Source organism: Pseudomonas sp. B21-059 (genome assembly GCF_026016285.1).
GTDB classification, from domain to species: Bacteria; Pseudomonadota; Gammaproteobacteria; order Pseudomonadales; family Pseudomonadaceae; genus Aquipseudomonas; species Aquipseudomonas danubii.
The window spans coordinates 5,754,864-5,767,499 of sequence record NZ_CP087201.1 but is presented as its reverse complement, the minus strand read 5'-3'; the positions used below and the strand labels follow the sequence as shown (position 1 = coordinate 5,767,499).

General features: G+C 61.1%; 9 protein-coding genes and 1 pseudogene. All 10 read right to left on the bottom strand.

What is annotated here, in order from left to right:
- Window positions 1–96: 96 nt before the first annotated feature.
- A complete protein-coding gene (locus LOY69_RS25590) occupies window positions 97–1,113 on the bottom strand; it encodes a class I SAM-dependent rRNA methyltransferase (RefSeq protein WP_213665047.1) in 1,017 nt (338 codons plus the stop codon).
- Between the two features lie 115 nt (window positions 1,114–1,228).
- Window positions 1,229–1,357, bottom strand: a pseudogene (locus LOY69_RS25585) (acetyl-CoA C-acetyltransferase); the annotation flags it as partial.
- Between the two features lie 44 nt (window positions 1,358–1,401).
- On the bottom strand, window positions 1,402–2,268 hold the full coding sequence (locus LOY69_RS25580) for an oxygenase MpaB family protein (RefSeq protein WP_102882231.1): 867 nt from the start codon (window positions 2,266–2,268) through the stop codon (window positions 1,402–1,404).
- 51 nt (window positions 2,269–2,319) lie between these two features.
- Window positions 2,320–4,257, bottom strand: a complete 1,938-nt coding sequence (acs, locus tag LOY69_RS25575) for an acetate--CoA ligase (RefSeq protein ID WP_110652093.1) — start codon at window positions 4,255–4,257, stop codon at window positions 2,320–2,322.
- Window positions 4,258–4,384: 127 nt separating this feature from the next.
- The gene (pgi, locus tag LOY69_RS25570; RefSeq protein WP_102882229.1) at window positions 4,385–6,049 is read right to left on the bottom strand and encodes a glucose-6-phosphate isomerase; all 1,665 of its coding nucleotides are present in this window, start codon (window positions 6,047–6,049) and stop codon (window positions 4,385–4,387) included.
- Between the two features lie 471 nt (window positions 6,050–6,520).
- Window positions 6,521–7,381 carry a pantoate--beta-alanine ligase gene (gene panC, locus LOY69_RS25565; protein WP_102882228.1) on the bottom strand — a complete coding sequence of 287 codons (861 nt, stop codon included), beginning with the start codon at window positions 7,379–7,381 and terminating at the stop codon, window positions 6,521–6,523.
- Window positions 7,378–8,178 (bottom strand): 3-methyl-2-oxobutanoate hydroxymethyltransferase, encoded by an 801-nt coding sequence (panB, locus tag LOY69_RS25560; protein ID WP_102882227.1) that lies wholly within the window; start codon window positions 8,176–8,178, stop codon window positions 7,378–7,380. Before panB ends, panC begins: the two co-directional genes overlap by 4 nt.
- Before the next feature lie 395 nt (window positions 8,179–8,573).
- The gene (gene folK / locus LOY69_RS25555; RefSeq protein ID WP_102882226.1) at window positions 8,574–9,053 is read right to left on the bottom strand and encodes a 2-amino-4-hydroxy-6-hydroxymethyldihydropteridine diphosphokinase; all 480 of its coding nucleotides are present in this window, start codon (window positions 9,051–9,053) and stop codon (window positions 8,574–8,576) included.
- Window positions 9,054–9,056: 3 nt separating this feature from the next.
- Window positions 9,057–10,454, bottom strand: a complete 1,398-nt coding sequence (locus LOY69_RS25550; RefSeq protein WP_110597066.1) for a polynucleotide adenylyltransferase PcnB — start codon at window positions 10,452–10,454, stop codon at window positions 9,057–9,059.
- Window positions 10,455–11,200: 746 nt separating this feature from the next.
- Window positions 11,201–12,628, bottom strand: a complete 1,428-nt coding sequence (locus LOY69_RS25545) for a sigma-54-dependent transcriptional regulator (RefSeq protein ID WP_265073765.1) — start codon at window positions 12,626–12,628, stop codon at window positions 11,201–11,203.
- Window positions 12,629–12,636 lie beyond the last annotated feature (8 nt).

The following is a 12,636-nucleotide window of genomic DNA, read 5'->3' as shown; positions in this document are numbered from 1 at the left end:
CATCTATCTGGATCGGAAGTGCCTTGGAGTATGGCACGCGTTTACGGTTCCGAAACCATCACAGTCTTCAGGATTGTTCAGATTTTTTGCCCCTGATCAAAGTTGCAGGATCAGTGTTTTCAGCGGTGGTTGTCCGTCCTGGGAAGGGAAGTCCGCAGCAGGGGCAAGGACCTGGCAATCGCGTACTGGCCGCCCGGCTTTCTCGGCGCAGCGCAGCACTTGTTCTCGCCATTCCTGCAACGACACCTTGGCCAGGTTGTTACAGCAGATCAGCACACCCTCTTCGGCAGTGGCCAGCAGCGCCGGCTTCAGCAGGCTCTGATAATCGCGCAGCAGGTCGACGGTGCCGAAGGCACTCTTGGCCCAGGCCGGAGGGTCCAGCAAGACCAGATCGTATTGGCGTTGTTCAAGACGCGGATAGCTGGGGAGCTTCTGTCCACGTCGCTGACTGATGGGCAGGCCCGCCAGTTGGCGGATTGCTGGGAAGTAGTCCGACTGCACGAACTGCATACCGGGTAGCTGCGGGTTGAGCTGGCCGTTTTCCCGGCCTACCGCCAGGTTGCCTTCGGCGAAGTCCAGGTTGAGGACCTCCCGGGCGCCTCCGGCCGCAGCGCAGAGGCCGACACCGCAGGTATAGGCGAAGAGATTGAGCACGCTTTTCCCGGCACTGTGCTGCTTGACCCAGCCGCGAGCGTTGCGCAGGTCGAGAAACAGCAACGGGTCCTGCCCGGCATGACGGCCACGGACACGATAATTCAACCCCCATTCATGGCCGACCAGATCCTCCAGGGCACTGTCGTCGGCGCGGTATACCGAGTCTTCACGGTCGATACGCGAGTTGCCGCGGGAGCGATCATTGTAGACCAGCAGGGTCGACAGGTTCAGCTGTTGATTGATGGTTTCGTGCAATTGCAGCAGGGCATCGCGTTCCAGCGTTTGGTGAAAGCTCTGTACCAGCAACTGCGGCCCATAACGGTCGACGGTCAGGCCACCGGCGCCTTCCTGGCTGCCGTGGAACAGGCGATAGCAGTCGGTGCCTTGCTGGTGCAGTTCGGCGAGCAGGTCTTGACGGTGATCGAGGGCGGCGCGCAGCGCCTGATTCAAGGAAGACATGCAGGGCGCCTTGGAGAAGAGGAATAAGGCGCCGCAGTTTACCAGCCTCCTGCCCGTTGTAGGAGCCAAGTGCTGGCGAAGGCGATCTCTCGGACTCTATGGCCAAGGCCACGCCCTGGCCGCCGCCGATGATCACTTTGGCATCGCCGCAGCCAATGGCCTGGGCGCTCAGGTGCAAGACCTTGAGGCCGGAGCCGCAGACTTTGTTCAAGGGCATGGTGGGTACGGCGTGGTGCTGGCCGGCCAATTGCGAACTGTCTGGGCGTGTTGTGCATGAGCGGTCGTCTTCTACAGACCCATGCGTCGTTTCGCTCGATGCACCGAACTGTCACGCACCGCCCAGCGCAGCATCGGCGTACTGCGTTTGACGCTGGCTCGAATCAGCTGGCGTTGCAGCGGGTTCTGATTGACGTCAAGCATGGCGCTGGCCCAGTCCGGCAGCAGGTCGATACCGGCCTGCATCATCAATGAGCCAAAAGGTTTGGCCAGGCGACTGGGAGCTGGAGCCGCCTGTAGCAGGCGCAGAACCTCGCGACTGCGATCGTCGCACAGCAGTTGCGGACGCATGGCCTGCAGGTAGTCGGCCACCGCCCGCCGCGAGCGGGGCACATCCCGGGCGCCGAGACGTTCGGCGATCAGCGCGATCTCGTTGTAGTAGCGGTCCTGGTCTGCCCCTGACAGGCGAGGGTTGAGGTAACGCAGGTGGGCGGCGAGAAAGTTGCTGACTTCCGCCACATGCACCCAGGTCAGCAGGTCCGGATCGCTGGCGGCGTAAGGACGGCCATCAGGAGCGGTGCCCACGATATGCAGGTGAATAGTGCGTACTTTTTCGATCAGCCATTCGGCGTCCTGACGGGAGCCGAAGGTGGTGCCGGAAATGAACTGGCCGGTGCGGCGCAGGCGGCCGATCATGTCCTGGCGAAAGTTCGAGTGGTCCCAGACCCCGGCCAGGGCCAGGGGGTGCAGGGCTTGCATCAGCAAGGCACTGATGCCGCCGATCAGCATGCTGCTGAAGTCGGCGTGTACCTGCCAACTGACCGAGCCCGGCCCGAACAGGCCGGGGTCGCCCTTGGGATGCTCCAGGTCGAGTTGCCCCAGGGAGAGGCCAGACAAGCTCATGACCTGGCTTTCGATACGGCTGCGAATGAATTCCATGACAGCTCGGTGCGGGTAGTGAAAAAAGGCGCGGCCGTGGCCGCGCCGGTTTCAAGCGTTCAGGCGCTTGTCGATCAGGCCTTCCACCACACTGGGGTCCGCCAGGGTCGAGGTATCCCCCAAGGTCTCCAGTTCGTTGCAGGCGATCTTGCGCAGGATACGCCGCATGATCTTGCCCGAGCGAGTTTTCGGTAGGGCCGGGGCCCACTGGATCAGCTCCGGTTTGGCAAAGCTGCCGATTTCACGGCTGACCAGGGCCAGCAGTTGCTTTTTCAGTTCCTCGTCGGGTTCGATGCCTTGCATGGGCGTGACAAAGGCATAGATCCCCTGGCCCTTGAGGTCGTGGGGGTAACCGACCACGGCGGCCTCGGCGATGTCGTCGTGAAGTACCAGGGCGCTTTCCACTTCGGCAGTGCCGATGCGGTGCCCGGAGACGTTGATCACGTCGTCGATGCGTCCGGTGATCCAGTAGCTGCCGTCCTCGTCCCGGCGCGCGCCGTCACCGGTGAAGTAGTAGCCGGGGTAAGGCGCGAAGTAGGTTTCGATCATGCGCTTGGGATCGCCGTAGACGCTGCGTATCTGTGCCGGCCAACTGGCCTTGATCGCCAGGATGCCGCTGCCGGCACCTTGGATTTCCTTGCCCTGGTCGTCCAGCAACACCGGTTGTACACCGAACATCGGCGTCGAGGCGCAGCCGGGTTTGACCTGTCGGGCGCTGACCAGGGGGCTGAGCATGATGCCGCCGGTCTCGGTCTGCCACCAGGTATCGACAATCGGGCAGCGCTGCTCGCCCACGACATTGAAATACCACTCCCAGGCTTCCGGGTTGATCGGTTCGCCAACACTGCCCAGGAGCCGCAGGCTGCTGCGGGAGGTGCGCTGCACGGGGTCGTTGCCTTCGCGCATCAGGGCCCGCAGGGCGGTCGGGGCAGTGTAGAAAATGTTCACCTGGTGCTTGTCCACCACCTCCCAGAAACGCGAGGTGCTGGGGTAGTTGGGCACGCCTTCGAAGATCAGCGTGGTGGCACCGTTGGCCAGCGGACCGTAGAGGATGTAGCTGTGGCCGGTGACCCAGCCGACGTCGGCGGTGCACCAGAAGACCTCGCCGTCGCGGTAGTCCAGTACGTACTTGAAGGTCATGGCGGCCTGTAGCAGGTAGCCGCCGGTGGTATGCAGAACGCCTTTGGGTTTGCCGGTGCTGCCGGAGGTATAGAGGATGAACAGCGGGTCTTCGGCGTCCATCGGCTCGGGGGCGCACTGGTCGCTGGCCGCGGCTACGGCCTGCTGGTAGTGAATGTCGCGGCCCTCTACCCAGTTCACCGGATTACGGGTGCGCTCGACCACCACCACGCTGCTGACGTCCGGGCAACTGAGCAGGGCCTTGTCGACGTTGCTCTTGAGGGGAATCTGTTTGCCGCCGCGCACGCCTTCGTCGGCGGTGATCAGGGTGCGGCAGTCGGCGTTGAGAATCCGGTCGCGCAGGGCCTCCGGGGAGAAGCCGCCGAACACCACCGAATGCACGGCACCGATTCGGGTGCAGGCGAGCATGGCGTAGGCCACTTCGGGAATCATCGGCATGTAGATGCACACCCGGTCGCCTTTTTTCACGCCACGGCTTTTCAGCACGTTAGCCAGGCGGCAGACATGCCCGTGAAGTTCTTTGTAGGTGATGCGCTGTGAGTCGGCGGGGTTATCGCCTTCCCAGATGATGGCTGCCTGATCGCCGCGTTTTTCCAGATGACGATCAATGCAGTTGTAGCTGACGTTGAGTTGGCCGCCACGGAACCAGCTGGCCTCGCCGGTGCGCATGTCATGGCTGTGCACGCTGTCCCAGGGGCTGCTCCAGTGCAGGAAGCGCTTGGCCTGCTCGGCCCAGAACACATCTGGCTGCTCAATGGATTGGCGGTAGAGGTGGTGGTAGTCGTCCTGACTCATTTGCGCCGCCCGGCGGACGGCATCGGCTTTCGGAAAAGTGCTGATATCGAACATGACGGTTCCTTATTCTTGTTTTGCGACAAGCCATAAGGGTGCGCACAAGTGTCAGGAAGGTTCAAGGGGGGAGGGCCGGGGCCCGGACGGGAGCCGACGTGGCGGCTCCCGGGACAGAGAAGGTTGATCAGCCGCGGTGACGGCCGCGGAAGTAGTTGATCAGGCCTTGGGTCGAAGCATCGTCGGCCAGGGTTTCGTCGCTACCGACCAGACGGTTGTAGACGCCTTTGCCCAGTTCCTTGCCCAGCTCCACGCCCCACTGGTCGAAGGCGTTGATGCCCCAGACCACGCTTTGCACGAAGACCTTGTGTTCGTACAGCGCTACCAGGGCGCCCAGGCGCCGCGGGCTGATGCGTTCCACCACCAGGGTGTTGCTCGGACGGTTGCCGGGAATCACCTTGTGCGGCGCGAGTTTTGCCACATCGGCTTCGCTCATGCCTTTCTCGCGCAGTTCGCTCTCGGCTTCGGCGCGGGTCTTGCCCAGCATCAGCGCCTGGCTCTGGGACAGGCAGTTGGCGTACAGCCACTGGTGGTGGTCAGCCACCGGGTTGAAGCTGACGATCGGCACGATGAAGTCGGCCGGAATCAGTTGGGTGCCCTGGTGCAGCAACTGGTGATAGGCGTGCTGACCGTTGCAGCCTACGCCGCCCCAGATCACCGGGCCGGTATCGGTGGCCACCGGGGTACCGTCCTGGCGCACGCTCTTGCCGTTGGATTCCATGTCCAGTTGCTGCAAGTGCTTGGTGATGTTGCGCAGGTAGTGGTCGTACGGCAGGATCGCGTGACTTTGCGCTCCCCAGAAGTTGCCGTACCACACTCCCAGCAGGGCCAGCAGTACCGGCATGTTCTGCTCGAACGGTGCGCTCTGGAAGTGCTGGTCCATGGTGTAGGCACCGGACAGCAGTTCCTTGAAGTTGGACATGCCGATGGCCAGTGCGATCGGCAAGCCGATGGCGGACCACAGCGAGTAGCGTCCACCGACCCAGTCCCACATTGGGAAGATGTTCTCTTCACGAATGCCGAAGGCCACGGCGGCCGCGTTGTTGCTCGATACGGCGATGAAGTGGCGGTGCAATTCGGCTTCGGAACCGCCCTGGGCCAGGTACCAGGCCCGCGCCGCCTGGGCGTTCTTCAGGGTTTCGAGGGTGTTGAATGACTTGGAAGAAACGATGAATAGCGTGGTTTCTGCACGGATTTTCGCTGAAAGCTCATGGAACTCGCTACCGTCGATATTGGCCAGGTAGTGACAGCGCACGCCTTTCTGGGCATAGGACAACAGCGCCTCGGACACCAGCTCCGGGCCGAGGAACGAGCCACCGATACCGATGTTGACCACGTCGGTGATGGGTTTCTCGGTGTAGCCGCGCCACAGGCCGTCGTGGATGCGCCCGACCAGTTCGGTGATCTGGTTCAGTACCTTGTGTACTTCCGGCATCACGTTGACGCCATTGACCGACAGCTTGTCGCCCACCGGACGGCGTAGTGCAGTGTGCAGCGCCGGACGGCCTTCGGAGGCGTTGACCAGCTCACCGGTCACCATGGACTTGATGGCATCGGCCAGACCGACTTCCTTGGCCAGATTCACCAGCAGATCGCGGGTCTGGCTGGTGATCAGGTTTTTCGAGTAGTCGAGAAACAGTCCGCAGCTGCTCAGGGTAAATTGGTTGAAGCGCTGTGGATCGGTATTGAACGCCTCGCGCATGCTGAAATCCTGCATGGCTTGGCGGTGGTCTTTCAACGCTTGCCAGGCGGGCAGAGCGGTAACGTCGTGAGGAGTGCGGTAGTACGCCATCGCTGCGGTTTTCCTTTTGCTTGAACTGCCTTTTTGGACACTGAGAAGCCCGGAACGTCCTGCGCGGTCTCAAAGACCTCGTTCCTTCAGTCCTGTGCTGATTCGATTAATCACCCAGGGCGATAACAGTAACTCCAGCGTGCTGTTCTGTCTTGGCTTTGTGCGCCTTGTGGCCGGTACTATTTTGTACTGGCGGGGCCAATCAGGGCTGCATGGGGGGCTTTCAGCGGGAATAAACGGGGTTGGAATCGGCTGGCTTCAACGGGGACCCCAAGGTTTCGTGGTTCCGCTCGTTGCCGGGGGCATCTACCGCCTGCGTGGTCTGGCACTGAGCAGATCGCTTTCACCCTGGGCAAGATGGCACGCATGGGAAATTCCTGGGTCGGATCCTCGAACAGGACCTGCAGTATCAGCTGCAGGCCCCAGCCGGCGGCAGTTTGCCCGAAGGTTGGCGTTCGGGCAATCAGGCGTTCATGCCGGCGTGTCGAGGTCCAGATGCAGGTTGTCGATCAAGCGTGTTGCGCCCAGATAAGCCGCCACCAGAATCACCAGGTCACGGTCTTCGGCAGTGGCGGGACGCAGGTTTTTCGCGTGACGGATTTCCAGGTAGTCCCGTCGCAGGCCGGCCGCCTCGAGCTGCTGCTGTTGCTCGGCCAGTAGCCTCGGATAGTCACGCTCGCCATCCCGAATGGCCTGAGCGATTTGGCTCAGACTGCGGTACAGCACGGGGGCGATGGCGCGCTGCTCTGGGCTCAAGTAGCCATTGCGCGAGGACAGGGCCAGGCCGTCGGTGGCCCTCACCGTTGGCTCGCCGATGATCTGGATCGGCATGTTCAGGTCATGCACCAGGGCACGAATGACCGCCAACTGCTGGTAGTCCTTCTGGCCGAACACGGCAAGGTCCGGCTGGACCATGTTGAACAGCTTGCTGACCACCGTGGCCACGCCTTCGAAATGACCGGGGCGGCTGGCGCCGCACAGGCCTTCGGAGAGCTGCGGCACGCTGACCCGGGTTTGTCCAGCCATGCCGTCGGGGTACATCTCTTCGACACTGGGAGCGAACAGTAGATGGCAGCCAGCTTCGAGCAGTTTCTCCTGGTCGGCGGCCAGGGTGCGCGGATACTTGTCGAGGTCTTCGCCGGCGCCGAACTGCAGCGGGTTGACGAAGATACTGGCCACCACGAAATCCACTCGCTGGGCGGCCTTGGCCACCAGGGCGGCGTGACCGCTGTGCAGGTTGCCCATGGTGGGGACGAAGCCGATCCGCTTGCCTTCGCTGCGGGCGCGGGCGACCGCAGCGCGCAACTCGCGCACGGTTTTGACTGTATTCATGCAGAGAACCCGTGTTCGACGCCTGGGAAGGTAACGGCCTTGACCGCTTCGACATAGGCACTCAACGCCGCCTGGATGCTGTCTTTGCCGGCCATGAAGTTCTTCACGAACTTGGGCGAGCGACCGCTCAGGGACAGGCCCAGCATGTCGTGGAGCACCAACACCTGGCCGTCGGTGGCGCTGCCGGCACCGATGCCAATCACTGGGATCTTCACTGCCTGGGTGATTTCCGCCGCGAGTTCGCTGGGGACGCACTCCAGCAGCAACATGGCGGCACCGGCCTGCTCCAGGGCAATGGCATCGGCCCGCATCTGCCGCGCCTGGTTCTCGTTGCGCCCCTGGACCTTGTAGCCGCCCAGCACATTCACTGTTTGTGGGGTCAGCCCCATGTGTACGCAGACCGGGACGCCGCGCTCGTTCAGCAGGCGAACCGATTCGGCCAGCCAGGCGGCACCTTCGATCTTGACCATGTGCGCCCCGGCCTGCATCAACTGGGCCGAGCTGCTCAGGGCCTGTTCGGGGGTGGCATAGGACATGAAGGGCAGGTCGGCGAGGATCAAAGCGCCATTGTTGCCGCGTTTGACCGCCGCGACGTGATAGGCCATATCGGCGTTGCTCACGGGCAGTGTGCTGTCGTGCCCTTGCAACACCATGCCCAGGGAGTCGCCTACCAGCAGGACTTCGACGCCGGCTTCACAGCAGGTGTGGGCGAAGGTGGCGTCATAGCAGGTCAGCATGGTGATCTTTTCACCTTTCTGCTTGAGGCTTTGCAGGGTGGTCAGAGTGATGTCTGGCATGAAAAGGGGTCCTCATTTCAGGCGCTTTGGAAACTACTGCGAGTAACGCGCGTGATTCTTCGTTATTCAGGCGCACGGTCTTTTGTCGTGCTTATACAGCCTGGTTCCAAGCGATTTGAAAGCGGTACCGGGATTCGCGCTGGTGGCGTTGGACGCCTTATTCTGTGCCCAGAAGGGGCTGTGTACCAGCGGGTGCCACCGCCGTTGCACAAGCGCCTTGGCCTAGCGTTTCCTGGGGTCGCCGCGAACAAGCCTCGCTTGAATTGCGCCCTTTAACGCCGGGATGGCGGCAACGGGACGCCTATAGTCGTGATGAGGACTCTGGAAGTCAATTAGATGTGTTACCGCCTTGTTACGCCGGGAGTGTTACCGCCGTTACTGATGCGTTTCAGCGGTTATTTCAGCCGTTCCAGGCCGACAAATGGACAGGCGTCGAGCAGCTCCTGCAGGGTACGTCCGTCGGCCAGTCGCAATTCAGCGGGGGCCAGTTCTGCCAGGGGATAGAGGACAAAGGGGCGGGCGTGCATATGGTAATGAGGGACTTTGAGGCGCGGTTCGTCAATCAGGCGATCGCCGAACAGGAGGATGTCCAGGTCCAGGGTGCGAGGGCCCCAGCGTTCATGACGTTCTCGGCCTTGCTGGTTTTCGATGGCCTGCAGCGCATCAAGCAGTGCCAAGGGCTCCAGGTCACTGTCCAGCGCCGCCACGGCATTGGTGTAGCGCGGTTGGCCGGGCAGCAGGGAATCGCTTTGATAGAAGGCCGACACGCCGTGGAAGTGGCTTGCGGGCAACTGCGCCAAGGCCTCGAGTGCGCTGCGCAGTTGCTCTTCAGGGGCAGCCAGATTGCTGCCCATGCCAATGTAGATGCGTTCCATCCATTACTCGCCTGAAGCGCTGGAGCTGCCTGCACGCTTGCGTTTGGCACCGCTGCTGCGCCGACGTTTGCGTGGCGCGCCGCTGGTGTCTTCCTTACCGCTCAGGTCGCGGATCATGTCGCGGCGTTCGGAGTCATTGGCGTCCTGGTAGTCGGTCCACCATTCGCCCAGGCCGTCGGTCTGCTCGCCTGCGCTTTCACGCAGCAGCAGGAAGTCGTAGCCGGCACGGAAGCGCGGGTTGTCCAGCAACTGGTCGGCGCGCTTGCCGCTGCGCCGTGGCAGCCGTTCCTGCATATCCCAAATTTCGCGGATCGGCATGGTGAAGCGCTTGGGAATGGCAATGCGTTGGCACTGTTCGGCGATCAGTTCGTGGGCAGCTTCCTGCATGGCCGGGATTGGCGGCATGCCGCGCTCCTGCAGGCGCAGGACCCGGGCGGGCAGGGCCGGCCAGAGCAGGGCGGCGAACAGGAAGGCCGGAGTCACGGGCTTGTTCTGCTTGATTCGCAAATCAGTGTTGATCAAGGCTTCACTGATCAATGTATGGGTGTAAGTCGGGTTGTATTCCAGGGCTTCGGCGCTGGCCGGGAACAATGGATCGAAGAGTTGCAGGTCCACCAGCATTTCGAAGGTGTCGGCCGCGTAGCCGGAGAGGAACAGCTTGAGCACTTCTTCGAACAGACGTGCGGAAGGGATTTCCCGCAGCATGGGAGCCAGTTCGCGGATCGGAGTTGCGGTGTGTTTTTCGATACCGAAGTTGAGTTTTGCCGCGAATCGCACGGCACGCAGCATCCGCACCGGGTCTTCCTGGTAGCGCTGCCGAGGGTCGCCGATGAGGCGGATCAGATTGTTGCGAATGTCGTGTACGCCATTGGCGTAATCGAGGATGCGTTCGCTGACCGGGTCGTAATACAGGGCGTTGATGGTGAAGTCGCGGCGTTGCGCGTCTTCTTCAAGGGTGCCGTAGACGTTATCCCGCAAAATTCGCCCGCTTTCGTTACGGGAGGATTGATTGCTGTCTTCCTCGTCGTCGTTCTGCGGGTGGTTGGCGCGGAAAGTCGCGACCTCGATGATTTCGCGACCGAAGTGGATATGCACCAGTTTGAAACGACGGCCAATGATCCGTGCGTTACGAAACTCGGCCTTGACCTGCTCCGGTGTAGCGCTGGTGGCGACGTCGAAATCCTTGGGGGTGATGTTGAGCAGCATGTCGCGCACGCAGCCACCCACCAGATACGCCTGGTAGCCGGCGTTCTGCAGGCGTTCGACGATATTTACCGCATACCGGCTGAACTGGGCACGTTGCAGCGAATGTTGGCTGCTATTGAGCACTTCAGGGGTGCTGCGTTTATGTTGCGTACGACGCAAGGGAGAACGGAATGACTGGAACAGCTTCTTCAGCATGGGATGCACTGTTTGAAGGAATGTTCGGCCAAAACGAAGAATGACCGCATGATGGGCGGGGATTCTAGCATTTAGTCGAAGGATGGTGTAGGAAGCTGCCGCGACTTGTGCAGGTCTGCGCAAAGGTGCGATCTAGCAGGGCTGGCGTAGGTTTTTTTGGGGGAAATGCGAATTCTGGAAACCACAAGGGGAGCCGAAGCTCCCCCAGAATAGTTGTGCGTGCTCTATTTTTATTATTGGTTTCGGGCTTCTTGTTTTTGTTAAACGCCCTTGTCACTAAGGTTATCCAGAGTGACCCTCCCAATCGGGAGCCAAGAGCAAACGGATTGCTTTGATCGCTGAGTTGCAATGACCTTTCGATCCAACCAGTTCAGGCTCTGCCTTAGGGCAGTTTTTGTTGTTCTCGGCCTGGTTGTGGGGCATGCCCCAAATACAACGCCTCTCCAAAAGAATCAGTTAGCTGCGCCTCCGCCGTGTTGTTTTTATTATGCGTGAGTCGATTCGTCTTATTTTTATTGTCTTGTGCATTGCTTGTTATTGTTCTTGTACTAAACATATAGCAGGTGCCGTGCCAACTTTTGAGATCCCCAGTAAAACAAGGGGTTAGGCGTGCCTGGTGGTGTTTTTCAGGCCAAAAAAAACCGGGGCTTCGTTACCTTTAGCCCCGGCTTTTGTTACGTCCAATTACACAGGTAACAGTTTTTTTCACAAAGTCGAGCGTTACCCACACTCGGGTCAGCCTGGGTTCAGCTTTCGCTGGCTACCCCGCTTTTGCGCCGCGGGATGCCCAGGCGCTGGCGACGTTCCCAAAGGCATTTGCGGCTGACGCCCAGTTTGCGTGCCAATTCGGTCTCGGTCATGTGGTCCTGGTGTTCGAGGACAAAGTGCTGGAAGTAGTCTTCCAGGGACAGGTCCTCGGTGGGCTCGTGACTGGTGTTGCCCTGTTGCGCTGGCAGGCCGACGAAGTCATCGTCTTCGAGGTCGCTCAGCTCGATATCAATCCCCAGCAGGTCAGCGGAGATTTCCGGGCTTTCGCACAGGATTACCGCGCGCTCTACAGCGTTTTCCAGTTCACGCACGTTTCCTGGCCAGGAATAATGGCGAATAGCCTGTTCGGCGTCGGCGGCGAACTTCAGGTCCGAGCGGCCGATGCGTGCGCTCTGGCGGGCGAGGAAGGCATTGGCGATTTCAATGACGTCGGCGCCGCGCTCGCGCAAGGCGGGCAGTTTCAGGGCAATCACGTGCAGACGGTAATACAGGTCTTCACGGAACTGGCCGATTTTCGAGAGGCTTTTCAAGTCGCGGTGAGTCGCTGCAATCAGGCGGACATCGACTTTTTGCGACTGCACGGACCCCACGCGACGGATCTCGCCTTCCTGCAGAACCCGCAGCAGGCGCGCCTGGGCCTCCAGTGGCAGCTCCCCGATTTCGTCGAGGAACAGTGTTCCGCCGTCCGCTGCTTCCACCAAGCCTGCACGCCCGGCGCTGGCGCCGGTGAACGCGCCTTTCTCATGGCCGAACAATTCGGACTCGATCAGGGTTTCCGGAATGGCTGCGCAGTTCACTGAGATCATGGGGGCCTTGGCCCGCTTGGAGAGGTTGTGCAGTGCCCGGGCCACCAGTTCCTTGCCGGTACCGGACTCGCCCTGGATCAGGACATTCGAATCTGTTGGCGCCACCTTGCGGATCTTGCTGTACATATCCTGCATGGGCGGGCAGGAACCGATGATGCCGATTTCGCCGTTGTTGTTGCTGGAGCCGGCCTTGTCCGCAACGCTCCCCGTCTTGGTGGCTGGACGATCTGCCGGTGCGTTCTCGGCGCTTTGTCGGTCGCGGAGAATCCGGGCCACGGCCTGGAGCATTTCATCGTGGTCGAACGGTTTGGCGATGTAGTCCACCGCACCCATTTTCATTGAGTCCACAGCCGAGCGCAGGCTGGCGTAACTGGTCATGATCAGTACAGGAGTGCCCTGGCCGAGCTTGATCAGTTCGGTGCCGGGGGCGCCAGGCAAGCGCAGGTCGCTGACAATCAGGTCGAATGTGGGAATGCTGAAGCGTTCCTGGGCTTCCTGCACCGAGCCGGCTTCGCTGACCTGGTACTGGTTGCGTTCCAGCAGGCGGCGAAGGGCGGAGCGGATAATGGTTTCGTCTTCGACGATCAGAATATGCGGCATTGATTCAA

Bases quoted from the DNA above. Each gene is read 5' to 3' on its own strand.
- LOY69_RS25590 (WP_213665047.1), bottom strand. From the start codon at position 1,113: ATGTCTTCCTTGAATCAGGCGCTGCGCGCCGCCCTCGATCACCGTCAA.
- LOY69_RS25580 (WP_102882231.1), bottom strand. From the start codon at position 2,268: ATGGAATTCATTCGCAGCCGTATCGAAAGCCAGGTCATGAGCTTGTCT.
- acs (WP_110652093.1), bottom strand. From the start codon at position 4,257: ATGTTCGATATCAGCACTTTTCCGAAAGCCGATGCCGTCCGCCGGGCG.
- pgi (WP_102882229.1), bottom strand. From the start codon at position 6,049: ATGGCGTACTACCGCACTCCTCACGACGTTACCGCTCTGCCCGCCTGG.
- panC (WP_102882228.1), bottom strand. From the start codon at position 7,381: ATGAATACAGTCAAAACCGTGCGCGAGTTGCGCGCTGCGGTCGCCCGC.
- panB (WP_102882227.1), bottom strand. From the start codon at position 8,178: ATGCCAGACATCACTCTGACCACCCTGCAAAGCCTCAAGCAGAAAGGT.
- folK (WP_102882226.1), bottom strand. From the start codon at position 9,053: ATGGAACGCATCTACATTGGCATGGGCAGCAATCTGGCTGCCCCTGAA.
- LOY69_RS25550 (WP_110597066.1), bottom strand. From the start codon at position 10,454: ATGCTGAAGAAGCTGTTCCAGTCATTCCGTTCTCCCTTGCGTCGTACG.
- LOY69_RS25545 (WP_265073765.1), bottom strand. From the start codon at position 12,628: ATGCCGCATATTCTGATCGTCGAAGACGAAACCATTATCCGCTCCGCC.